This window comes from Christiangramia portivictoriae DSM 23547 (assembly GCF_000423045.1).
GTDB classification, from domain to species: Bacteria; Bacteroidota; Bacteroidia; order Flavobacteriales; family Flavobacteriaceae; genus Christiangramia; species Christiangramia portivictoriae.
The window spans coordinates 467,757-491,711 of the sequence record NZ_KE383972.1; the positions used below are offsets into that span (position 1 = coordinate 467,757).

Annotated in this window: 23 protein-coding genes and 3 tRNA genes; 11 read left to right on the plus strand and 15 right to left on the minus strand. The window is 39.1% G+C overall.

Going from position 1 to position 23,955, the window contains the following annotated elements:
• Window positions 1-2: 2 nt before the first annotated feature.
• Genes G529_RS0114730 through flxA form a run of 8 tightly spaced genes read right to left on the minus strand, consistent with a single transcriptional unit; the run spans window position 3 to window position 6,005 of the window.
• The gene (locus G529_RS0114730) at window positions 3-260 is read right to left on the minus strand and encodes a phosphopantetheine-binding protein (RefSeq protein ID WP_026916260.1); all 258 of its coding nucleotides are present in this window, start codon (window positions 258-260) and stop codon (window positions 3-5) included.
• Complete coding sequence (locus G529_RS0114735; protein WP_026916261.1) at window positions 253-855, minus strand: hypothetical protein; 603 nt, start codon at window positions 853-855, stop codon at window positions 253-255. Before G529_RS0114735 ends, G529_RS0114730 begins: the two co-directional genes overlap by 8 nt.
• A complete protein-coding gene (locus G529_RS0114740) occupies window positions 848-1,990 on the minus strand; it encodes a beta-ketoacyl synthase N-terminal-like domain-containing protein (protein ID WP_026916262.1) in 1,143 nt (380 codons plus the stop codon). Before G529_RS0114740 ends, G529_RS0114735 begins: the two co-directional genes overlap by 8 nt.
• Complete coding sequence (locus tag G529_RS0114745) at window positions 1,991-2,404, minus strand: acyl-CoA thioesterase (protein WP_026916263.1); 414 nt, start codon at window positions 2,402-2,404, stop codon at window positions 1,991-1,993.
• The gene (locus G529_RS0114750; RefSeq protein ID WP_026916264.1) at window positions 2,404-2,853 is read right to left on the minus strand and encodes a hotdog family protein; all 450 of its coding nucleotides are present in this window, start codon (window positions 2,851-2,853) and stop codon (window positions 2,404-2,406) included. Before G529_RS0114750 ends, G529_RS0114745 begins: the two co-directional genes overlap by 1 nt.
• A 2-nt stretch (window positions 2,854-2,855) precedes the next feature.
• Window positions 2,856-3,734 (minus strand): LpxL/LpxP family acyltransferase, encoded by an 879-nt coding sequence (locus G529_RS0114755; RefSeq protein ID WP_026916265.1) that lies wholly within the window; start codon window positions 3,732-3,734, stop codon window positions 2,856-2,858.
• Between the two features lie 2 nt (window positions 3,735-3,736).
• Window positions 3,737-4,477: a flexirubin biosynthesis SDR family reductase FlxB gene (flxB, locus tag G529_RS0114760; protein ID WP_035696165.1), complete on the minus strand. Its 741-nt coding sequence runs from the start codon at window positions 4,475-4,477 to the stop codon at window positions 3,737-3,739.
• On the minus strand, window positions 4,470-6,005 hold the full coding sequence (flxA, locus tag G529_RS0114765) for a flexirubin biosynthesis tyrosine ammonia-lyase FlxA (RefSeq protein WP_026916267.1): 1,536 nt from the start codon (window positions 6,003-6,005) through the stop codon (window positions 4,470-4,472). Before flxA ends, flxB begins: the two co-directional genes overlap by 8 nt.
• Before the next feature lie 355 nt (window positions 6,006-6,360).
• On the opposite strand from flxA, the gene G529_RS0114770 reads away from it, so the two are divergent.
• The 3 genes from G529_RS0114770 (at window position 6,361) to G529_RS0114780 (ending at window position 8,037) form a co-directional block, all read left to right on the plus strand.
• Window positions 6,361-7,596 (plus strand): NAD(P)/FAD-dependent oxidoreductase, encoded by a 1,236-nt coding sequence (locus tag G529_RS0114770; RefSeq protein ID WP_026916268.1) that lies wholly within the window; start codon window positions 6,361-6,363, stop codon window positions 7,594-7,596.
• Window positions 7,597-7,752: 156 nt separating this feature from the next.
• Window positions 7,753-7,835, plus strand: a tRNA-Ser gene (locus G529_RS0114775).
• Between the two features lie 127 nt (window positions 7,836-7,962).
• Window positions 7,963-8,037 (plus strand) — tRNA-Pro (locus tag G529_RS0114780).
• A gap of 470 nt (window positions 8,038-8,507) precedes the next feature.
• Here G529_RS0114780 and G529_RS0114785 read toward each other — a convergent pair.
• A complete protein-coding gene (locus G529_RS0114785; protein WP_026916269.1) occupies window positions 8,508-9,284 on the minus strand; it encodes a DUF1206 domain-containing protein in 777 nt (258 codons plus the stop codon).
• Window positions 9,285-9,419: 135 nt separating this feature from the next.
• Window positions 9,420-9,647 (minus strand): hypothetical protein, encoded by a 228-nt coding sequence (locus G529_RS0114790; RefSeq protein WP_026916270.1) that lies wholly within the window; start codon window positions 9,645-9,647, stop codon window positions 9,420-9,422.
• A gap of 306 nt (window positions 9,648-9,953) precedes the next feature.
• Between G529_RS0114790 and G529_RS16305 the strand changes: the two genes are divergently transcribed.
• Together G529_RS16305 and mgrA are read left to right on the plus strand one after the other, a co-directional pair.
• The gene (locus G529_RS16305; RefSeq protein ID WP_051201473.1) at window positions 9,954-10,412 is read left to right on the plus strand and encodes a hypothetical protein; all 459 of its coding nucleotides are present in this window, start codon (window positions 9,954-9,956) and stop codon (window positions 10,410-10,412) included.
• Between the two features lie 59 nt (window positions 10,413-10,471).
• Complete coding sequence (mgrA, locus tag G529_RS0114800) at window positions 10,472-11,467, plus strand: L-glyceraldehyde 3-phosphate reductase (RefSeq protein WP_026916271.1); 996 nt, start codon at window positions 10,472-10,474, stop codon at window positions 11,465-11,467.
• Window positions 11,468-11,489: 22 nt separating this feature from the next.
• On the opposite strand, the gene G529_RS0114805 is transcribed toward mgrA, so the two are convergent.
• The 3 genes from G529_RS0114805 to G529_RS0114815 are packed head-to-tail and all read right to left on the minus strand — an operon-like array spanning window position 11,490 to window position 14,698.
• Window positions 11,490-12,461 carry a type I phosphomannose isomerase catalytic subunit gene (locus tag G529_RS0114805; protein ID WP_026916272.1) on the minus strand — a complete coding sequence of 324 codons (972 nt, stop codon included), beginning with the start codon at window positions 12,459-12,461 and terminating at the stop codon, window positions 11,490-11,492.
• A 10-nt stretch (window positions 12,462-12,471) separates the two neighbouring features.
• The gene (locus G529_RS0114810) at window positions 12,472-14,088 is read right to left on the minus strand and encodes an ArnT family glycosyltransferase (protein ID WP_026916273.1); all 1,617 of its coding nucleotides are present in this window, start codon (window positions 14,086-14,088) and stop codon (window positions 12,472-12,474) included.
• Window positions 14,072-14,698, minus strand: a complete 627-nt coding sequence (locus G529_RS0114815) for a lipid-A-disaccharide synthase N-terminal domain-containing protein (protein WP_026916274.1) — start codon at window positions 14,696-14,698, stop codon at window positions 14,072-14,074. The genes G529_RS0114810 and G529_RS0114815 overlap by 17 nt, the downstream gene beginning before the upstream one ends.
• Window positions 14,699-14,962: 264 nt before the next feature.
• Between G529_RS0114815 and G529_RS0114820 the strand changes: the two genes are divergently transcribed.
• From G529_RS0114820 to G529_RS0114840, 5 genes are all read left to right on the plus strand, one after another.
• Window positions 14,963-15,217 carry a hypothetical protein gene (locus G529_RS0114820; protein WP_026916275.1) on the plus strand — a complete coding sequence of 85 codons (255 nt, stop codon included), beginning with the start codon at window positions 14,963-14,965 and terminating at the stop codon, window positions 15,215-15,217.
• A 134-nt stretch (window positions 15,218-15,351) separates the two neighbouring features.
• Window positions 15,352-15,425: transfer RNA gene (locus G529_RS0114825), tRNA-Arg, on the plus strand.
• A gap of 216 nt (window positions 15,426-15,641) precedes the next feature.
• Entirely contained in the window at window positions 15,642-17,492 is a 1,851-nt protein-coding gene (locus G529_RS0114830) for a peptidase MATCAP family protein (RefSeq protein ID WP_026916276.1), read from the plus strand.
• Complete coding sequence (locus G529_RS0114835; RefSeq protein WP_026916277.1) at window positions 17,489-18,535, plus strand: glutathione synthetase; 1,047 nt, start codon at window positions 17,489-17,491, stop codon at window positions 18,533-18,535. The genes G529_RS0114830 and G529_RS0114835 overlap by 4 nt, the downstream gene beginning before the upstream one ends.
• 5 nt (window positions 18,536-18,540) lie before the next feature.
• The gene (locus tag G529_RS0114840) at window positions 18,541-19,452 is read left to right on the plus strand and encodes a succinylglutamate desuccinylase/aspartoacylase domain-containing protein (protein ID WP_026916278.1); all 912 of its coding nucleotides are present in this window, start codon (window positions 18,541-18,543) and stop codon (window positions 19,450-19,452) included.
• Window positions 19,453-19,480: 28 nt separating this feature from the next.
• On the opposite strand, the gene G529_RS0114845 is transcribed toward G529_RS0114840, so the two are convergent.
• Entirely contained in the window at window positions 19,481-20,638 is a 1,158-nt protein-coding gene (locus G529_RS0114845) for a lactonase family protein (protein ID WP_051201474.1), read from the minus strand.
• A complete protein-coding gene (corA, locus tag G529_RS0114850; RefSeq protein WP_026916280.1) occupies window positions 20,629-21,708 on the minus strand; it encodes a magnesium/cobalt transporter CorA in 1,080 nt (359 codons plus the stop codon). Before corA ends, G529_RS0114845 begins: the two co-directional genes overlap by 10 nt.
• Before the next feature lie 137 nt (window positions 21,709-21,845).
• Between corA and recQ the strand changes: the two genes are divergently transcribed.
• Complete coding sequence (gene recQ / locus G529_RS0114855; RefSeq protein WP_026916281.1) at window positions 21,846-23,951, plus strand: DNA helicase RecQ; 2,106 nt, start codon at window positions 21,846-21,848, stop codon at window positions 23,949-23,951.
• Window positions 23,952-23,955 lie beyond the last annotated feature (4 nt).

Below are 23,955 nucleotides of genomic sequence, written 5' to 3' on the forward strand. Positions count from 1 at the left end.
GATTATTTGGTACGATGTTTTTCAATAAAATCGGCCATGGTATTAATTGAATTGAAAATCTGTTTCCCCTGGTTGGGGTCGGTTAATTTGATCCCATAATCTTTCTCCAGCAAAACAATCAATTCCAGGGCATCGATGCTGTCTAGCCCAAGTCCATCCCCAAAAAGGGCTTCGTTGTTTTCAATATCTGCAGGTTGCATATCCTCCAGATTTAGTTGTTCAATAATGCTTTCTTTAAGCTCAGTATGTAGGTCACTCATGTGTAGTAGCGTAGATTTTCAGCAGCTGTCCCCGTTGAGATTGCAGATCTTCAAGACCGGCGACATGCCACAAAAATACATCATATTCATTATTGTGCAAGTTTAGCCAGCCACAAAGCACATTTTCGCAGGCTGAATTTTTAAGCTGAATTTCAGCGTAATCCAGGATCAAAGCCGGATCAAATTTTTCGCTGATAAAAAATGCATTTTCAGACTGAATTTGATGTCTGATGCTTATTTCCCCCAGCACGATATTTGGCAATGTATAAACGAAAACTGAGGGTGAAGCAAAAGACTTCATGCTATCCTGAAAGCGTAGATCTGTATCCAGACTGGAACTGGAGTTTGAAAAAATCAATCCGGTATTTTTCTCTATACTAACTTTTTCTGAAAGTAATTCAGCAGCGATCAATCCAGCCTTACTAAGACCATCCATCTTAAAGAACTTAGGATAGGTGATTCCAAAGAATTTATAGGCATCACCGAGAAATTTAAATGGATCTATCTGTTTCTCTGTTTGAAACAATAAGCCTTCAGCAGCCGTGATGCTGTTATTCTGAATTTTTATAAAGTCGATATGTTGATCTTTACTCATGTGCTTCCGTTTTTTCAAACAGCATGGCAATATTACAGCCTCCAAATCCAGAAGCTGTTTTAAGAGCTGTACCAAGTTCTTTCTGCGAAACTTCCGTAGTAATATTTAAGGGTACAGAGGTACCCAGATTTTCGAAATTTTTCGAAATGAGCATTTCATTATTTAGCATGCCATGTTTTAGCATGATGGATTCTATGAGAGCAGAAGCGCCCAAGGTATGACCCAAATAGCCTTTTAAGCTATGCAAGGGAACGTGATCAAGCTGGGACCTGCTGAAAGCCAGTGCCTCCATTTCATCATTATACACAGTGGCGGTTCCATGGGCTGAAATAAAATCTATTTCTTCGGAAGAAATTCCGGTAAACAGCTTCAGCCTGCTAATTGCCTGATACAAGCCCTCTCCGTCTCTGCTCGGGCCAGAAATATGGTTTGCATCATTGGTTGTAACCGCATGTATGAATTCGATCTCTGTATCTTCAGAAGGTTTTGTGTCCAGATAAACGGCTGCAGCTGCTTCTCCCAGACTGATTCCGTTTCTTCGGGCGTCAAATGGTTTACAGGCCAGTTCACTCATCGCCTGAAATGATTGAAAACCCGATAGCACAAAATCTGACACCAGATCTCCTGCTGCTACTATGGCACTATCAAATTTTCCATATTTAATAAAATCTGCCGCGGTTTTAATGGCCAGGCCTCCAGATATACACGCATTGGAAACAACAATTGGTTTTTGCTGAAACTCGAAAAAGTCGGCAACTACCTGTGCCATTTTCCAGAGTTCAACTCGTTCTTTTGTAAATGCATCTGAGTTCAGCAAGTCGATGTTCCCTTTGGTAGTGGCAATGACCAGGGCTGTATGTTCAAAATCGATTGATTCTTTGATCACTACATCATTTATGGCAAGAATCAGCATTTTCTCCAGCTTGCTGTAATTTTTGCAATTACCTATAAGTGAGAAACTATGATCAATAATGTCGTTGTCCAGAATCCCGGCGTAATACCCGGAAGGATATTTAGAAGTGGGTTTTTGCAGCTTCAAAGCTGATTGTTGCAATCGTATTTGCTGTAGGTTCGTTCCCGAGCCAAAGCCCATAGGAGAAATTATACTATCAGATTTTAAAAAAACCTGTCGCATTTACAAGTTCATTTTTGATTTCCAGGATTGATAAAATTCAGGATTGGTGAGCGATAGTTCATTATTTTGATCCAGGAACACCTGCACAGTTTTCCCGGTACATATCAATACATCTTCTTTAAATATCCTGTAATTAAAGATCATTTTCGCGGCTGCAGCATTTTCAAAACTTGTTTCCACAACAAACTGGTCTCCATAGGCCAGAGGCTTTTTATGCTCACAATTTGAAGAAACTATAGGGGTTGAGTAACCATATTTTTCAGCGTGCAGATAGGAAATGCCATGCGTATTGCAAAAATCTTCCCGGCCCTGTTCAAAATACCTGAGATAATTTCCGTGCCAGACGATCTTCAGGGGATCACATTCATGAAACTGCACTTTAAGCTTTGTGGTATGGGTTAATATGTTGGACATTAATCGACCGTTACCGTTTTCATTTCGGAAATAGCGATTACCTCTCCCCTCTCATTTTCGGTTCGGGCAGAGACGGAAGTTACATTCATGATCTCGTGCAGAATCTCCACATAAGTCATAATGCTTTCCCCTATCAAAGGCAGATCAAGTATCTCTACAGTTTTAATAACACCTATAAATCCAGTTTTAGGCTTCGAATTTCCGCTAAGGGATCCCTGATATCCACGATGAAGGGACATGCTTTGTGCCATGTGTTCGATCAAACCACTTTCCGATAATTTTCCATTATCAAGCATTAAGCTATCCTCCGGAATCGTAAAACCGGTGACTCCTGTTAAATTAGTGTATTCAAAAAGTGTGTCTACAAACACAAATGGTCTTTTTTGCGGAATAAGTTTTAGAATTTCTTCTTCTGAACGTATTGGATGATGTAATAAGTTTTCTGCCATAGCTAACTGAAATCGTTCCAGTAATCATAATAATTATACCATTGGTGGGGATATGCTCTCACCATTCTTTCCAGATCGTCAAGATAAGATTTTAAAATTTCTTTCGTCGTAAAGCGCTCAGGTTTATAAGGGCGTGCAAAAAAATGATAGTGAAAATTCTTTTCCCGCATAAGATGTACGAATAAAACCGGAATTTTATTCCTGGCAGCGAGCTTGAAGGGACCTTCGGGAAATTTCACATGCTCTCCTAAAAATTCCGCTTCCAGGGTTGCCGAATGATCCATAAACCTGTCTGCAGCAAACACCAGTAATTCCTGGTTGTCCAGTGCGTTTTTCATCGCGAAAACATGACTTAGATCATCTTTCATCACAATCACTTTTACCTCAGTATCACCGGTAACAGATTGCAGGTATTGTTTGATTTGTTTATGTTCAAAATCGGTCACCACCAGATTTACGACTGCTTCGGCATGGCGTTCTTCAAAAAAATGTTTGGCAAGGTTAAAATTACCTATATGAGCTGTAAGCAATATTCCGCCTTTCTTCTGCTTCAGCAATGATTCGATATGCTCCACTCCGTCAAACTCAAAGCTAAATTTGTTTTTAAAACCATTGGTGATAGCAACTCTATCCAATTGTATTCTTCCAAAGGTAAAATAGCTGCGGTATACCTGGAAAGCCGAACTAAGTGGAGAATAACCCAGTCTTTTTCTGAAAAGATAATAGGTACTGCGTGTCGAAGAAAAGGAAAATATTATAAAATAGGCAGCCACGAAAAGCAGAACGAAATAAGCAGCCAGGAGGCCGAAGCTTTTAATAATCTTTACATAGATCCTGAAGCCAAGTAAAGTTCCCCGGGATTTGCCTTTCCAAGTTGCCATGTTTATGAGTAGAGTCCGCCGTTGATATTGATCACTTCGCCGGTAATATAGGAAGATCTATCTGAAGCCAGAAAACTTACCAGGCTGGCGACTTCTTCAGGATCTCCGAAACGGTTCAAAGGAATTAACTGCTTGTACTTTTCGGCATCAAAATCTTCGGTCATTTCGGTATTGATAAATCCGGGAGCAACAGCGTTCACGGTCACTTTTCGCTTTCCAATTTCCTGGGCGAGTGCCTTGGTTGCGGCGATCACCGCACCTTTTGCAGCAGAATAATTTACCTGTCCAGCATTGCCTTTCAAACCAGAAAGAGAAACCATATTAATGATCCTGCCGTTTCTAGCTCTCAGCATATCCTTCAGGACGCTTTGGGTCACGTTGTAAAAACCCTGAAGACTGGTTTCCAAAACTGAATTCCAGCTATCCTTAGACATGAATATAAAAAGTCCGTCATCACTAATCCCAGCATTATTAACCAGAACCTCAATGCTGGATTCCTTGTTTTCAGTTTTCCAGGCACTTAACATTTCTGAGACTTCAGAAGCATTGGCAACATCAAATTTGAGCAAGTCACAGGAAAGGTTCAAGGCTTCAATTTCCTGTTTAACCAGCTGTGCAGCCTGGTCATTAGATCTATAATTCAGTAATATGTTGAGTTGATGATCCCTGGCCAGTGCCATACAAATCGCCTTTCCTATACCGCGGGAACCACCCGTTACCAAAGCAAATCGCTTCTTAGTCATAAGCCTGCTGAGTTTTAAGATAATCCTTCAATCTTTTCATGTCTTCGTACAGCACCCTGTCCTCTTTTATCTGCGGAAATATTTTTCGCAAATCGCTAATTCTTAAACTTGTTGCTGAAGATAAGTGTTCATCATAGTCCAGAATATAAAGTGCCTGAAGAATGGTTGCGATTTGAGTAGCAAGAACTTCATAGCAATTATCGATCACTTTACGGGTCATCAGTGCTGAATTTGCTCCCATACTTACTATATCCTGATTATCATTGTTGTTGGGAATGCTATGAACATACATCGAATTGGAAAGCATCTGGTTTTCAGCCGTCGTGGAGACAGCTGGAAACTGCGCTCCCTGCATACCAAAGTTCAAACCTAATTTTGAAGCGTTTACAAAAGCTGGTAAAATATCATTCAGTTTTGGATTAAGAAGATAGTTGATCTGCCTTTCAGCAAGCATGGACATTTTTGTCATCACCAGACGCAGCTTGTCCATTTCCAGCGAAATATAATCCCCGTGAAAATTTCCACCATGATAAACCTGTTCGGTCTCCACATCGATAATGGGATTATCATTGGCAGAATTTACTTCTTCCAGTAAGATCTTTGAAGTATGTGAAAGAGTATCTTTTACTGGACCAAGCACTTGTGGCACACATCTTAAACTATAATATTCCTGCACCTTTTCTTTAAATAACTCGATTTTAGCATGATCTGCATTATAAAAATCTTCTTTCCTGGACCTGGTAAGTCCGGAATCATTTAAATGCTTTCGCATAAGAGCTGCGATTTGCTGCTGACCTTTATGTAGTTTTGCCCTGTTCAATTCTTCGGAAAGATGATCATCATAAGCCTTTACGATTTCGTTGATCACAGAAGAACAGAAAACAGACCAGTTTAATAATTGCTCTGCATACAGAGTATTTACCAGTCCGATACCGGTCATCGCAGATGTTCCATTCATGATCGCCAGGCCTTCTCTAATGCTGATCTTTGCTGGTTTAATATTCATTTCCTGAAAAACCTGGCTGGTATTTCTTCGTTCTCCATTATAAAATACTTCTCCTTCACCAATCAGCACCAGGGCAAGATGTGCCAGTTGCACGAGATCACCCGAAGCGCCAACGCCGCCATGTTCAAAGATCAAAGGTGTGATCCTCAAATTGAGCAATTCTATAAGAACATCTGCCACAGAAATATCAATTCCAGACTTGCCCAGGCTAAGAGTATTAAGCCGGGCTAACATCAAAGCACGCACATCGATTTTAGAAAGCACGGCACCTGCACCGCTGGCATGACTTCTTATTAGATTTAACTGTAGATTGACAGCATCCTCATTGGCAACCCGATATTGTGCCATAGGACCAAACCCTGTATTGACACCGTAAATCACTTTATTTTGGGAAAATTTTTCCAGGAATTGATGACTGGCGATCATTCTATTACGCGCATCAATGCTTAGCTGAACCTTTGTCTGCTCCAGAACAACCTGTTGAAAATCTGAAAGTGTAAGTTCTTTGTCCAGGGTAATCATAAAAAGCTGCTTGGTTACGGGATTAGATTTGCTTCACTTCGCGCAAATGTAGCATTTTTACTGGTAAACCTGAATCCTGAATATGTAACTCCTCAGGAAGAAATTCAGAGGATTGGACGAATTTTATCTAAACATTTCCAGAATTTTACCAAACTTCTGCTGAAGTTAATAAACGGTTAGCATTATAGAAACTGTCCTGAAATTTCAGGAAGAAGAGATACATTAGTCCAATAGATCTACCAGCAGGTAAGATCGATTGCTTATATCTCACGAAAGCTCTGTCCTGAATGGCAGAGCTTTTTATTTTTGTAAATTTCAGCTATCATATTTTCTAGTAGCTTTGTAGGGCGAGATCATGAAGAAAATTAATTACGACGTTATAATTATTGGTGCTGGCCCTGCCGGAATGGTAGCCGCCGGCTACCTGGAAAAAACTGCTGTTTCTGTAAGAGTCTTGGAAAAACAACACTTCCCAAGATTTACTATCGGTGAAAGCCTGATTCCACGCTGCATGGACAATTTCGCGGAAGCTGGATTACTGGAAGATCTTCAAAAAGAGAACTACCAGAAAAAAACAGGGGCTCGATTCATTAAAAACGGGAAAATAGCTGAATTTGATTTCAGCAAAAAATTCGGAGCTGGCTGGGACTGGACCTGGCAGGTTCCCAGAGCGGACTTCGATTTGAAGTTAACTGAAAGTATCCAGAAAAGGGGTGTCGAAATTGATTTCGGGATGGAAGTGATATCTGCTGCGTACAATGATGGTCAGTGGGATATAGTCTATAAAAATCCTGACGGCATCTTAGGAAGTTTGTCATCCAGATTTATAATCGACGCAAGCGGAAATGGACGTGTGCTCGCAGGGTTATTAGAATTGGAAGCTCCCGCAAAAATTTACAATCATTCCTCAATTTTCACTCATATTCAGGAAGAAAACCGACCGGTTGGGAAAGAAGGCACACAAATCACTTTTGAAATCATCAATACTGGCGTATGGTTCTGGTATATACCGTTCTCGAACGGCATTTCGAGTTTGGGTTTTGTGGGAGAAAATGACTGGTTTGAAACATTTTCGGGCTCCCAGGATGAAATATTCAAACAGATGCTGAACCAATGTGAGTTCTATAAGGATCGCTTTACAGGACAAAAACAGCTGTTTGAGCCAGTGAAATTATCTGGTATTTCAAAAAATGTACAGCTTCTGCATGGAGAAGGATTTGCTTTGGCAGGAAATTCAGCAGAATTTCTTGACCCGGTATTCTCTTCCGGTGTTGCATTCGCCACAGAAAGTGGGTTACTTAGCGCAAAACTGGCCACAAGGCAACTCGGTGGGGAAGTTATAGACTGGGATAAGGAATATACCCAGCATATACAAAAGGCCATCAATGTTTTTGCTACTTATGTTAAGGAGTGGTATACAGGAAGATTACAGGATATATTTTTCACTGACAACGCCAGTGAAAAAGTAAAAAAGCAGATTTGCGCTGTTCTTGCTGGTTATGTCTGGAATTCTAAGAATCCATTCGTTAGAAATCATGATAAAGCCATTCGAAATTTGCATAGGCTTCTACACGCAGAAAAAATTAATTGATATTTAGAAAGCTATTTGATTGAAGTCAAGTAGTTTAAGGACTATGACTAGAAATAAGCTTATTTTTTATTTCAAAAACACGAAAAAGGTTTGGTTGGTACGTAAGTAAAACTTAGATTTGCAACCGCAAAAATACTTGCGAAGTTCTTAAATAACGGAGAGGTGGCAGAGTGGTAATGCAGCAGCCTGCTAAGCTGTCATCCTTCTTGGATGCCCGGGTTCGAATCCCGGTCTCTCCGCTAGATTTTTAGTCTGTGGTTCTTTTATTCTCTTTTCGACCGGAAAATTGGAATAAGTTTCCTCCGCTTCCCGGATATTCAATAGAATAGTTTGGAACGGAAAAGACTAAAAACACTTTTGACCTTTCGGGGTGTAGCGTAGCCCGGTTATCGCGCCTGCTTTGGGAGCAGGAGGCCGCAGGTTCGAATCCTGCCACCCCGACAAAAGCCTGTCAATCTTTCGATTGACAGGCTTTTTTTTATTACTTCTATCCAGTTTTCATTCCCAGAAGCATTTAAATTTTTACTCATAGCAGGTGCGATGATTGGTCATAATATTGATCTTGTAAGATTTCAGTAAAAAATTCCTACTTCTGTAGATCATAAACTTTGAGATCAGACTGATATATTGTAAGCATGATTATGAAATTTTCTTAATCATTTCAGTCTAACCAGCAAGAAATACTAAGTTTAGAATGGATCAAGAACAGCTCGATAACTTGCATAAAATACGGCTTCGTTTCATATTCAAATCATCAATTTTTTATACCTAACATTCAGAATCAAATTGATTTTACTGTTTAAACAACCTGTAACTATTCGATAGTGAGCGAACCAAGGTTTCAGTAATAATAGACGAAAAAAAAGCCCGCCTTTGATGACGGACTCTTAAATCAATTTTTGTTCTAATTATTAGGCTACACTAATGGATGGGTGTTTAGCCTTGATTAGCATATATACACCGTAGGCAACCAATCCAATGGCTACAATCCCTAAGGCAACACTTCCAAATTCGTTTTGAATAAATCCAAATGCATCGGTTTGTGTTCCTACATTACTTCCACTAGACAAACCAGACTTAAGTGTTAGATAGGCCATTAACCCAATGATAATACCACGTGCAGTATGACCAACTTTTCCAGCGTTGATAAGCAGTTTCTGTTCCTTTCTGTCCAAACCGGCTTCTTCAACTTCTTCACGAAATTTGTTGGAATAAGCTCTATATAAATCGTAAATAGCTTTAATAGCCATCCCTATTCCTATAATAATAGCTATGGTGTCACCATTAGATCCAGACATGATACCACCCATCATTCCGCCGGAACCTCCTGAAGAACTGCTTCCAAAAGCAAGTTTGAATGAATAGAATGCAAGTCCACCATACAGAAGTCCGCTAATGAAATAAGCTACCCGTTTTGCATAACCTTTCATATTATTTTCTATGTCCCTGGGATTCGTAAACACCTGATACATTCTCCAGAAAACATAACCCAAAAGACCAAGACCCATTAATACCAGTAAGATTTGCCCATATGATTCTCCAGCTAGATACTCTAAAGCTCCTTTACTTCCGGATTTCTGACCTCCCTGGCCAAATGCAGCCATTGCGGTTAAGACTCCAATTAAACAATATACTGCTCCTTTCGCAGCCATTCCAAACCGCGCAAAATTCTTTTTCTTACTACTCATTTTAATAATTTGATTGGTTAATCATTTTTAAAGTTATTGGAAATTGCTTGCCCGAATCTGAAATTCGAAAAAATTTAGGCTAATTTTAGCTTAATATGATTCGTAACATCAAGTCATTTTGATGAATTTAAGATTTCAGGCCTTTTCTATGAACTTACGATGATCTTTCAACCATTTATTTAATTTGATGGACTCTGCTTCAGTAGCTCTCTTTTGAGTCGCCTGATTGATCCACGTTCCTGACTCTGTTTCCAACCTGAACATTTTATCATAACTGTATACAGTAGTTCCAAATATCTTGATGTATTTGATGCTTTTGATCTTATAACCACTATCCTCTTTGGAAATATTAACCAGATTCATCTTAATTGAAAATTTACTTTAATAGTTCAGAAATTAATTAGCAAAATTAGTTTACAATGTATACCCATTCACCCAATGCTTTGTTAAGATTGACCTTCAGCATTAATTGGGATAAGAATTGAATTGATTGCGGTATAGATAGGAGTCTGGAAATTCATGTTTCATTTTCTACCTGGTAATCACTCAAGAAGTTTAATAGCTGATTACGTATAACTTACGCTTAAATGTTAATTCTTAAATTTTTCTTAATTTATTCTATTTCTCTTTTTAACTTTACGGCAAACCGAACAAAAAAATCCCCACCCTATGAAAAGATTGAACTGTTTGTTTGTAATCTTCGCTGTATTTTTCCTCGTATCCTGTGATACTGATAATGATGACATGCAACTTGTAGAAACTGAAATGATCGCCTTAAATGAGATCTTACTGGATACTGAATGGCGAATCACCAGTTTTACTGAAAATGGTCAGGACAAGACCGATGATCTTGAAAACTACACTTTTGTTTTTCAAAGTTCGAATGAACTGTTGGCAGATTCCAATCTTGGGTCTTTTAATGGTACCTGGAGAGTCTCCAATGATGCAGGCTCAGAATTTGATCCTTCAAATGATCTGGATTTTATGATCTTTTTTACTCCGAATGGAAAACTTGGAGAACTTACCAACGCTTATGATGTCATTTCTGCAAATGGATCTGAAATTAACTTAAAGCTGGAAGCAAATGCCGATGGCAATTATGGTTTTTTATCTTTTGCCAGAAATTAAGTAGCGCCTCTAAGCTTAGCCTGGCTTAATATTCTTTAAATTGCCTGCAAAATATAAGTATGAGTACATATAAAGCGGCAGACTCCCGATATGATCAAATGGAGTATCGCCGATGTGGCAAAAGTGGTCTGAAATTGCCTCTACTTTCTTTAGGTCTGTGGCATAATTTCGGAGATCATGATGATCAGGATAATGCAAGAGAAATTTTACACACGGCATTTGATAACGGAATCACGCACTTTGACCTTGCCAACAATTACGGTCCTCCATATGGCTCTGCTGAAAGTAATTTCGGGAAGTTCTTTAAGCAGGATTTCAAGCAGTACAGGGATGAGCTTATCATTTCATCAAAGGCCGGCTGGGATATGTGGCCAGGACCTTATGGAGATTTTGGATCCAGGAAGTACCTGATCGCAAGTCTGGATCAATCTCTGCAAAGAATGGGGTTGGAATATGTCGATATCTTTTATCATCACAGGCCAGATCCGGAAACTCCATTGGAGGAAACTATGGGTGCCCTGGACCAGATCGTAAGAGATGGAAAGGCGCTTTATGTTGGAATCTCCCAGTATAATGCTGAAGATACGGCCAAAGCCGCAAAGATTTTAAAGGAACTTAAAACTCCATTTATAATCCACCAGCCCCGCTACAACATGATCGACCGCTGGGTCGAAGATGGATTGATGGATACTCTTGAAGAAAACGGACTCGGCAGTATCGTATTCTCTCCTCTGGAGCAGGGAATACTTACCGGGAAGTATCTAAATGGAATACCAAAAGATTCCAGAGCTGCTACGGAAGGAAGTTACCTGGATAGCTCGCAAATTACAGACGAAGTAGTTTCGCAAATACAACAGCTGAACGAATTGGCCAAAAATCGAGATCAAAGCCTCGCACAAATGGCAGTTGCCTGGTTGTTAAAGGACGAACGGGTAACCTCTGTCTTAGTTGGAGTTAGTAGAAAATCCCAGCTTGAAGATAACCTGAAAGCGATTAGCAATATTCAGTTTAGCGCAGAAGAGCTTGAAAAAATTGATGAAATTCTCAATTTTTAAAATTTGCTGAACTTCTTGCGGTCTACTTTATATAGACTTCCAGAAGTTCTATTTTTTCAGAAGATATATCCAAATCACTGGTTTTTGCCGGTATTAAAACAGATTCTCCCGCTTTGATTTCTTCGGAATAATCTCCAATAATAATTTTTCCTTCCCCTGAAACACACATATAGATCACAAAAGAATCCAGCTCGGTGAGATCCTTTTTCAGATTACCTTTTACCGGAAGAAAATTGGTAGTAAAATACTCACAGCTCGCAATTTCTGAAGATTCATTTTCCACCTGGTCATAATGTAGCTTATAATCATCCTTCTTTTCAAAGTCAATCGCATCAAGTGCAAGATCGGTATGTAGTTCACGGCTCTTTCCCTGGCTATCCACTCGATCCCAGTCATAAATTCTATAGGTAATATCTGAAGTTTGCTGGATCTCTGCAAGTAAGATCCCTCCTCCTATTGCATGAACCTTCCCGGTATTAATGAAAACTGAATCACCTTTCTCTACTTCTTCAAAATTGAGAATATCCAGTATCTGTTTGTTGTTCAGATGATCCAGATATTCCTGCTTACTGATCGTTTTTTCAAATCCAATATTCAATTTGGAATCTTTATCTGCCTGCATCACATACCACATTTCAGTTTTGCCAAATGAATTATGTCTTTGCTTAGCCAATGCATCATTAGGATGTAGTTGAACTGAAAGATCTGTCTTTGCATCAATAAACTTGATAAGTAAAGGGAATTCATCTCCAAATCTTTTATAGATCTCCTTCCCCATAAGATCTGCCTTAAACTTCTTGATAAGATCTGTAAGTTTCTGCCCTTTTTCCGAGCCATTACTAACTTCAGAAATAAAGTCCTTTACCCCGGAAATCTCCCAGCTTTCACCAATATTTTCCTTGTCGGACTCTTTATGAAGAATATCACGCAGCTTGTTGCCACCCCATATTTTTTCCTGAAGAATGGGTCTGAATTTAATTGGATAATCTAACATACCTGAAATTTTAAAATTTATCAATCTTGTACAGATCTCTGTATAAGCGCTCCTTATGTTTGTTTCCCACAGGATTCATATCGATCTCTTCAATCTTTTCAATAGAATAACCTTCAAAGGTTTTAAACAATTCTTCTTTCTCTTCTTCTGTAGCTAACAAAAGGAATTCAGATTCTATGGGTTTTTCATAACCCGTACCATTGTAAAGAATATCGATAGGCTGACCGTATTCCCAGATCAATTCCGGAGTAAAACCACGAAACTCATATACGTTGAGCTTCAATTGCTCTCTGTACATATCGACGATACTGATACTTTGATATGCTGGGTTCTCCTCTATTTTTGAAGCTATAGGTAATCCAAAAAATACGATACTTATAATAAACCACACCGTAAGATAAAAAACTGCTTTGATCTTTTTAGTCTTTAGGTACCAGAAAATTAAAATTCCGATAGAAAACAGAATAATAGAGATCATTATATACCAGCCAAGAAAATTCTGGATCTGTTCACCAAAATAAAGATACCCCGCCAGTGGAAACAAGAGTCCGATCAATGCAATTAGTCCGAAATTGAAAAAAACGATCCAGGTTTCCTTTCTTGGCAACATATCAAACCTACGGAATAAGTACTCAATATAGAAGGCAGTATTTAACGCCATTGGCAGCATTACAGGAAGCAGATATCTCGATTTTTTTTCCGGGATAATAGACAGAAGCACCACACCACATAGCGTCCAGATAAGAGTAAACAAATAGGCTTTCTTATCGAAAACCCTATTTTTAAGATAAGGGTATAAAAGTGCGACGAAACTGGGAATGGTCCAGATACCGCTTTGGATCACGAAACTCCAGTAATAATAAAACGGTCTCACATTATAATCCAGCCAGCGACCGGTTTCCTTTTCTGTGATTTCAGATACAGCATTGGTATCAAATAGAAATACATATAAAGCCCAGGACGCGCCTAAAATGAACGCGACACTCACTGTTAACAATATAGGTTTCCAAGTAACTTTCAAACTTTTATAGCGATATGTCAGGCCATATGCGATCAAAAATGGCAGTAACAGCGCATACATGGATACCGGACCTTTACTTAGAAAAGAACAACCAATAAAGATTCCGCTAAACAGGGCATTTCGCCATAACTTACCTGTACCCTGAAAGATCTGGAACAAACAGTAAATTGCCATGATCATCCAAGCATGCGTATGAATATCCCACTGCCCGTCTCTACCTGAAAAGAGTATATAAAAACTCGTGGCAGCAATGAGTCCACTTAAAAACGCATATTTCTGATTCTTACTATACCTGAAAGCCAATTTGTATAAAAAGATACTCACGACACTTCCCATGACTGCCGCCGGCAATCTCGCGGCGATCAGGTTCTTCGTACCAAAAATCAACATACTGACTGCGGTTAACCACGTGGGTAAGGGAGGCTTCTCATAACGTGGTTCATTATTAAGGGTTGTAAAAATCCAGTGATCCAGGTGTATCATTTCCCGGGCTGTTGTAAAGTTCCTGGCCTCCATGATATTTACAAAAATGGCATCGAGATTTACGAAGAAAATCGCGAAACAAACAAATAGTAAAAGCAGTAAATAATTATCCCTTAACTTCATTCTTCTGGATATAGATATTTCGAAGATACATAATAACACCAAAACTATGACCGGCGAGTAACACTGGGTCTTCCCGAAGGATCGCATAGTAGATGATCAACGAGGAGCCGAGTAAACTCAATATCCAGAACCCAAGAGGTAAGGAAGACGATTGTCTTCTTTCAGAATATGCCCATTGGTAGATAAATCGAAGCGTGAATATAAGCTGTCCTGCGGTCCCGATGATTAACAACCACAGCGGAATATCCACATTGCTAAGTAAAGCTGCTGCATCATACTGGTTATTATTAAACCCATATATCACTACTATAAGAGGAAAGATCCAAAGAAAGTATCTCACAAACTTATTAATCTTATTCCAGTCTCCCTGCAATTGAAGATTCCTGATATATATAAAATAAGTTAGTGTTTGACCTAACATAATGGCAAAGTCATCTCGAAGATATCCATAGATAAATAAAAGAAAGGACGCGAAAAGACTTACATGCCAGAAGAATTGCGGGGTAACCACCCGTTTATTCTTTTCTGAAAGCAACCATTGCGCAATCATTCTACCAGAAAACAGTAATTGTGCGATAAATCCCAGCAGGTAAATTATCCAGTTATTCATACTGAAATAGATCGTTATTTTCCAAAATTAAAGCGTTCGTGGGACAATGCTGTTGATTGATTTAATGAGATCTTTAAGTTCATGATTCAGCAGGCAAATGTAAAATAATATTCGATTTGCAACCTATTTTACCTCTTACCGATTTTTTCTCATATTTTAACTAAAACTTGCTGTGGTTCAGGAATTAATTAAAAGTTCAAATTATATTTGAGAACCCAATCTATTTGACTACCCCTGCTTTGGCTAACCAACAAAACCAATGGTATGCTACAGCAAGAACATTATATCCAAAGTACCGAGGAGGAGATCGCTCATATAGAATCTGTAAAAAAGTCTATAGAAGAGCTTCGAGAGTCTGGGAACTTTTTCAGTGTTTCTCTTCAAACGCTTGAATTGATAAGAAGATTCAATTATTTATATATACAGGTATTCGAAAAAATGGACGAAAATCCAAGTCTGTTACATCAATTAGTAGTAGCCGCAGAGGGCCTTGAAAAAAAATTGGTGATATTGGACTAATTTTTCAAATCGTATCTGTACTGAAAATCAAAAACTTCCATTTGGAAGTTTTTCTTTTTTTAGAATAACCCCAATATTTCCTAAAAAAAGCATTGTTTAATATATAAAGTGGTTTATATTTGCAACCGCAAATCGGTGGCATAGCTCAGCTGGATAGAGCACCTGCCTTCTAAGCAGGCGGTCCCAGGTTCGAATCCTGGTGCCATCACGAAAAGCCTTCCTTACGGAAGGCTTTTTTGTTTTTCTAAACTTCCCTCCGTTTCCTAATTTATATTAAGTCAGTCATAAAAATTTGTCAAAAGATCACAGATAGATTTTGAACGGCTAATTCTTCCTAAATTGGAGTAAACTAATCAATCTAAAATCAACCATATCCTCTCTAAACATGCTGTTTAGGGAAGATTTAAAAATAAGTTTTCAAAATATGCAGGAAATACCTGATCTATCTGAAAATTCTATTCAACAAATCTTAACAATTCTTAAGGAAAATAAAGAGATAAGCTGTATGCTGCCCGGTATGGGAATTCTGCATATAGAAAAAGAGTTACCCTACCTGGTTATCTACCGGAAAAAACCGAATGATAAAGGCACTAAAAGGTTTATTACCAGTGAATCTTCTTATATGGTGATTGGCAACAAAGATTTTGAAGGTTATCAAAATTTATTGATGGCAATTTCCAATTTACTATCAGTAGAAATGAAATCGTATCTACTATTTGAAATTTACGCTGGTGAGGAAGGTTCTCAAAAACTCCGAATTAAAGGACCTGCTGAAAAGCTTCCAACCAGTCTTGAAACCCTTCAGAAGGATCTACTAACAATTAACGAGATTTTTACCGGATTATATCTGGATACAGAACTCGTTGATACGCTGCATCGTCATGCGGATGATTCCGAAGACCTAATGAGTATTGAGGATGCTAAGAATTGTGGTGCCGTTATGGTTAGTCTTGAAATTCCGCCGGTTTATAGAAGTGAACAAAATAAATTATACCCTGTCTTTTTCAGAAATTTCAAAGATTTTCTTATCAAGGCGATGCACAGGTCATTTTTTGACTTTATCAGGGTTCAAACCACGGGCGGAGTGGCCAGTTTCAATGCTTTGGGACGTAAATATTTAAAGCAGGTCGTTTTCGATATAGATAAACAGCTTGCGGATATCGAAAGATCTTATCAATTCCTATGGCTTGTTTCCCCTTCCAATATTCACGAGATCAAACAGAAATTTTTTGAAAGTAACTATCAACAGGTTCTGGACTATCATTACCGTCTCCTACCCGTGGATCCTGATATTCTAAAACGCAGGCTATACAATCTCAAGATCGAAGATATTGACGATCCTGCAATGTCTTTCCTATTTCGTGAGAAGCGTGAAGAGCTGGATATGCAGATAACCATGCTGGGCGAACGAGGGTCAAATAATTTTATGTACGACAGTATTCGTCTTTATAAAGGTGTGGATAGGCAACTGTGCGAGGAGGCTCAGGATATTTTAAATCAGGTACCGGAAGAAACCTATAGTGTCTCCAATGACATCTTAGACGCAAATGCGTTCAGCAGCCTGGCACGCAAAGAATTTGATTACTATAAGGAACAGGATGCGAACTTCAATTGTAAGGTTCACATTAGAAAAGATGTGAACGTCATGATGGTTTCCCATGGTGAATTATACATTCCTGCAGACTACGAAATGAGTAGAATCGAAGCCGAAGCGCTCATACAGCATGAGGTTGGAACACACGTTCTTACACATTACAATGGGAGCAGACAGCCATTGAAGCAGTTAAGTATCGGGCTCGCAGATTATGATCCCTTGCAGGAAGGCATGGCCGTAATGTCTGAATTTATGGTAGATGGCCTTACAGCAAACAGACTCAGGATCCTGGCCGGAAGAGTTCTGGCAGGCCAGGCTGTTGTCGAGGGTGCCAGCTTCCAGGAAATATTCAGATTATTGAAAACGGATTATGGATTTTCTGCGGAAAGGGCTTTTAATATAACATCCCGAATCATGCAGGGTGGCGGCTTTATCAAAGATATTATCTATTTAAAAGGTCTTGTTCTTCTGAAAGAACATCTTAAAACCAATGATGACTATGAAATCCTGCTTGCAGGAAAGTACGGGATCAAGCACACGAATATCATCAGGGAACTAACCGATAGAAAAGTACTGGAACCGTTGAGAATAAAACCACGGTTTCTACATAGCGAACAAATGTTCGCAAAATTAAAATTAATCAGGAATGGCTTAAGCCTTCCACAAATGGTATGTAAATGAAAATATGTTTTGTATTAAATGATGTCGCAACAGAGAAGGATGGTACATCGAACGCACTTATGCAGATGGCTCATCAAAGAGGACACGAAGTTTATGCAATGGGTGTTGGTGATTTTAATTTTCACCACGATAAACCAATATCTATTAATTCTACTCAACCACCAAAAGACACTAAAACCAAGTCTACCAAGAAATTTCTGGAAGCATTACAAGGCCCCAAGGCTATAAAAAAGCAGATTGACTGTACCATTCTGGATGTACTATTCATTAGAAATAATCCTACAGAGGAAGAAGGTAGACAATGGGCTGAACAGGCCGGAGTGGCCTTTGGAAGAATGATCCAGCAACTGGATGTTCTCGTCTTAAACGATGCCTATGCCCTATCCCACGCGTTTATCGATAAATTATACTTCGAAGAGTTACCACAGGAAATTAAACCTGCTTCCATTATAACCAGGGATAAAGATCAACTTTTAGATTTCTGGGAAAAACAGAACAAGAAAATGGTCTTAAAACCTCTTGAAGGTTCTGGCGGACAGGATGTGTATCTAATCGATGAGCATGAAAAGAATACCAACCAGATCATTGACCATCTAAGTTCGCAGGGGTATGTGATCGCACAGGAATTTTTACCAGACGTGAAGGATGGTGATGTACGCGTTTTGCTTCTGAATGGAAAAGTGATGGAAAGAGATGGTGAAAAAGCAATAATTAGAAGAGTTGCTGGCGAGGGAGAATTCAGAAGTAATTTTAGTCTTGGCGCTACTGCAGATAGCAGCGAACTAACTCCGGAAATGCAACGTATCGTTGATCTCACCGCACCTAAACTAATTCGTGACGGGTTGTTTTTTGTAGGACTTGATATCGTAAAGGACAAATTGATCGAGATTAATGTTCTGAGCCCGGGTGGAATGGAACATTTTAAAGATATAGGTCTTTCACCTTTTACAGATTATATTATTGAAGCGATAGAAAGAAAAGTAGAATACAAGAAGATGTATAAAGGTCAGTTAAGCAACAGGACTCTGGCCACAATGGATTAATTTTTATGAAAGAAAAGCTAGAAGAAAACGTAAACAGGATCATAGGGGAATATTCATCAGGAAAACCCGGGCCGTTATTATTCGTCACAGCCGGAATTCATGGAAATGAACCAAGTGGTGTATTTGCATTAAAAGAAGTTTTTAAGCAACTTGACAAAGCTAAGCCTGAGATCGAAGGTAAAATTGTTGGAGTCTCCGGAAACCAGAAAGCGCTGAACGAAAATAAGCGGTACATAGACGAAGACCTCAACAGAACCTGGACTGAAGAAAATGTCCAGAAAAATGATCCTCAAACACATGAACAAAGAGAGATGTTCGAGATCATTGAAGTACTTAATAAATATTCTGAACAGGATTATTCAAAACGCTACTTTCTGGACTGTCACACTACCTCATCTGCAAGTTTGCCTTATGTTTCAGTTCAGGAAGTAAACGATAATGATGAATGGGCACATCACTTTCCAACGTATATCATTAGAGGTTTTAGTGATATCATTACCGGAGACATAGATCACTATTTAAGCAGAACCGGAATGACCGGTTTTGTATTTGAAGCTGGTCAGCATACAGATGACACTTCGGAAGAAAATCATGAAGGGGTTATCTGGCTGGCTCTGAAGGAAGCAAATAAATTAGATCTAACAGAAATTGCTACCTACCCGGAGTGTGTTGAAAGATTTAGTAAGAAAAACGCTCCAGAGCAGAAAACCTTTGAAATTATTCATCGCCATGGTTTGGAAGATGGAGATATTTTTGAAATGAAAGAAGGCTATGAAAACTTTCAGAAAATCGAAAAAGGCGAACTATTAGCCGAACAGAACGGTGAGAAAGTTTATAGTGAATGGGATGCTTATATATTCATGCCGCTATACCAGGCACAGGGGAACGATGGTTTCTTTGTCGTACAGAACGTATAGGAATAAAGCAGCCAAATGGCTGCTTTTTTTATTTCTGAAACTCCAGACAAACCGGAGTTTTGATTTCAAAAATGGGCTCCTGTATCTTTAACTTTCCATTTTCAGGATTGATTGTATAAGTGGTAATATTTCCAGTATCCTGGCTGGCGGCATACAAGAACTTTCCAAAAGGCGAAATTGCAAAGTTTCGGGGTGTTTTTCCCGCTACCGGGACAAAGTCAACATTCTTCAATTTGCCGCTTGCCTGGTCTATACTAAAAATAGCGATACTATTATGACCACGATTGCTAGCATATAGAAATTTTCCCTCTTTTCCTATATGAATATCTGCTCCAGAGTTTTTGTCCAGATAACTTTCTGGCAGAGAGCTAATATGCTGTACGATTTTCAATGATCCGCCTTTTAAAACCTGATAGGTCGTGATGGTAGAATTAAGCTCATTAATGCTATACACATAATTGCCGTTTCTACTCAGGCTTAAATGTCTTGGTCCAGCTCCTTCAGGAAGTTGAATCTTAAGGTTTTCATTCTCTGTAAGCTTTCCGGTGGCCACGTCAAATTCATACACCAGGAGTCGGTCATTTCCCAGATCTGAAACATAGGCTGTCCTGTTATCACCGCTTATTTTAACTGAATGAGCATGAGCGGTTTTCGCTTCAGGAAGTTTTAGTTCATTGATTTTCTTTAGTTTTCCATCAGATTCAACCTGGTAAATAGCTATGACTCCACCCATATAGTTACTAACAAAGACAAATTTACCAGACCTGTCAAGCGCAATATGGCAGGGAGCGTATCCTCCCGTGGAAAGTTTGCTCACTTCCTTTAGGCTTCCATTTTCCTGAATCTGATAAGAGTAAATATAACCAGATTGATCGTCTGCAGGACCCAGCTCACTTACTGCAAAGAGAAACTTTCCCTGGCGTCCCGCCTTTACAAAGGATGGATTGACTATTTTGGCCTGGGTTCCACAATTAGTAAGACTGCCATTGTCAGGATCCTGGTGCAACAGGTAAATACCTTCGGCCTTACCATCCACATGGCCTTCTTTCTTTGTATATGTTCCTACATACATTCTATTGATCTTCTTACCTGTATCAGCTTCAGTTTGAGCTGAAGTTTTGGAACTGATAAGGATGAATATACTACATGCTGTAATCTTTGCGATTCTGGTAAGTTTTAAAGCCATTTTTTTCGTTTAAAGTAATAAAGCATTAGAAAGAATATGACGATCATGACTCCCCAGAGTACGAAGTAACTATACTTCCATTGCAACTCTGGTATATATTCGAAATTCATTCCGTAGATACCTGCGATAAAGGTAAGCGGAATAAAGATGCTCGCCATGATCGTAAGCACTTTCATGACTTCATTCATTTTATTGCTTATAGTGGTCATATACATATCCATAAGGCCCCAGATCATTTCGCGGTAGATCTCAATATTTTCAGAGATCTGGATGATATGGTCGTAGAGATCACGTATATAGTTTCCGGTTTGTGGATCTATGATCTGGCTATCCATTTTTTCCAGCCTGCTTATGACTTCCCGTAATGGAAACACCGCTCTTCTAATTCTCAGAATGTTTCTTTTAAGGTCCTGGATCTCATAAACAATATCATCGCTGGGTTTGGAAGTAAATAGACTTTCCTCCAGTAATTCGATTCGATCGCTTAAATCATCGATCACCAGGAAATAATTATCTATAATGGCATCCAGAAGCGCAAACATGAGATAATCTGCCCCTTTAACTCTTATCCTTCCTTTAGAAGTTTCCAGACGTTCACGAATAGGATCAAAAACATCACCATCAGACTCCTGGAAAGTGATCACATAGTTCTTTCCAACGATCATGCTTAAATGCTCATTCTCTATTTCTCCATCTTTGTGGTAAAGCATTTTCGCCACTATAAAGAGATAATCCTGATATTCTTCAATTTTAGGTCGCTGCCCGGTGTTAACAATATCTTCCATGACCAATGGATGTAATTCGTAGTAATCACCGAGTTTTTCGATTTCCTCAATATTGTTTAATCCATCGATATTAAACCAGGTAACGCTTTTTTCGTCTACATAATTAAAAGCATCATCGGGCGAAGTCGAAGTATACCTTTCATATTGCTGGGAGTTATAATCAATAACCTCTAATTTGGTTTCTGAAGTTTCTTTGTGACCAACATAGGTCATCGTTCCAGGTACCTGGTTTACCGTTTTGGTATTCTTAGGTCGCTTTAACAAAAGGTTTCTTCGTTTCGCCATATACACTTTGAATTTTTATAAAAATAGGAATAATCTCTCAATACCCTCTTTTACTCCTCTCCTATCAGTAAATTATTTGCTGCTGAAAATTGAGCTGACTGCTGGTTGTTCTGAGCCTTTAATTTTACCTTTGCGCCATGAACGAAGTTAAGCTGCTGGCTACTCTGAAGGAGTATTTTGGATATGAGAAGTTTAGACCACTACAGAAGAAGATCATCCAGTCTGTCTTTGATGGAAAAGACAACCTGGTGATCATGCCAACTGGTGGTGGAAAATCTATCTGCTATCAGCTTCCCGCAATTTTACTACCTGAAATCACGCTGGTTATCTCTCCGCTCATCGCACTTATGAAAGATCAGGTGGATGGTTTGAACGCCAATGGTGTTCCAGCCGCTTACCTTAACAGCAGCCAGACAGAACAACAACGAGAAGCTATATTCAGGCAGATTGAAAATAAAGAACTCAAACTTATTTATGTTGCTCCGGAAAGTCTGCAAATTGTAGATCGTTTCCTGGTAAATGGAAAAGTTAGTCTTATCGCCATCGATGAGGCCCATTGTATCTCCAGTTGGGGACATGACTTTCGCCCGGCATACACGCAACTTGGATATCTGAAGAATCGATTTCCATCTACTCCTATACTGGCGCTAACGGCAACGGCAGACAAAGCCACGAGAAATGATATTTGCCGACAGCTGAATATTCCTTCAGCCAAAAAACATATTGCTTCATTTGACCGGAAGAATCTTAGCCTGGAAGTGAAACCCGGAATTAAAAGATTTGATCAAATCTCAAAGTTTCTTAGTAATCGTAAGTCTGAAAGTGGTATCATTTATTGCCTGAGCCGTAAAACTACTGAAGAGCTTGCTTCCAAACTAAAAGCTAAAGGTTTCAAGGCCGAAGCATATCATGCAGGACTCGATCATGATGAACGTTCCCAGATTCAGGATGATTTTATAAACGATGAAAAACAGATCATCTGTGCCACGATCGCGTTCGGGATGGGTATCGATAAATCAAATATTCGCTGGGTCATCCATTATAACATGCCCAAAAATCTGGAAGGATATTACCAGGAAATTGGACGCGCCGGGAGAGACGGGCTGGACTCTGAAACTCTGCTCTTTCATTCTTATGCTGATGTGATCCAGCTTCAGAAATTTGCTTCGAATGCGAAGAATGAAGAGGTACAATTGGCTAAACTTGACCGGATGAAGCAGTATTCTGAAGCACTTTCCTGCAGAAGGAAGATCCTGCTTGGATACTTTGGAGAGTATCTTCAGGAGGATTGCGGAAATTGTGATATTTGCCGTAATCCCCCGAAATTCTTTGATGGTACGATCATCGCTCAAAAAGCACTTTCCTGTATCTATCGTTTAAAAGCTTCAGAACCAATATCTGTGGTTATTGATGTTTTGAGAGGTGCTCAAAATGAAGTGGTTCGCAGGCATAATTACCAGGAGCTCTCTACGTATGGTATTGGAAAGGACGTTTCCTGGCAAAACTGGCAGCAGTATATTATCCAGTTAATAAACCTAGGCTTACTGGAAATCGCTTTTGATCAAAATAATCACCTTCAGCTTACCGAGAATGCAAGATCAGTTCTCTTCAGTAAAGAGAAGGTCTTTCTCGCAGATGTCAAACAACAGGTGGAGAATGCTGAAAAGGCTAAGAAAGTTTCGGCTTCCGACTCTCTTTTTGAAAAACTAAGACAGTTAAGACTTTCCATTGCGAAAGAAGAAGATATTCCAGCGTACCTCATTTTTAACGATGCTGCCTTAAAAGACATGGAAAAACAGCGACCCATGTCTGATGCTGAATTCCTGTTGATCGACGGAGTTGGACGTAAAAAAATGGAAGACTATGGCTACCGTTTTATCAAGGAGATTATAGCCTTCAGTAAAAATAAAAGAGAGAATAAACCGAAAACTAAACGTTCCAAAAAAACCAATACCTATAAAGAAACTTTGGAATTATATGATCGCGGATTTAGTATCGAGGAAATGGCTAAAGAAAAAGGAGTTTCAACCAATACGATCAACGCGCATCTCATCAAACTTTATGATGAGGAAGAGGAGATTAACCTGCATCAGTTTGTTCCAAAAGCAGACCTTAAAGCAATCGAAAAGGCAAAAAATGATCTTGATGATCCTAACTCCTTAAAGACCTACTTTAATCATTTTGAAGGTGCAATTCCTTATGAAACGATTAAGCTGGGCTTAAAGATCATAGCCGATAAATAAACGG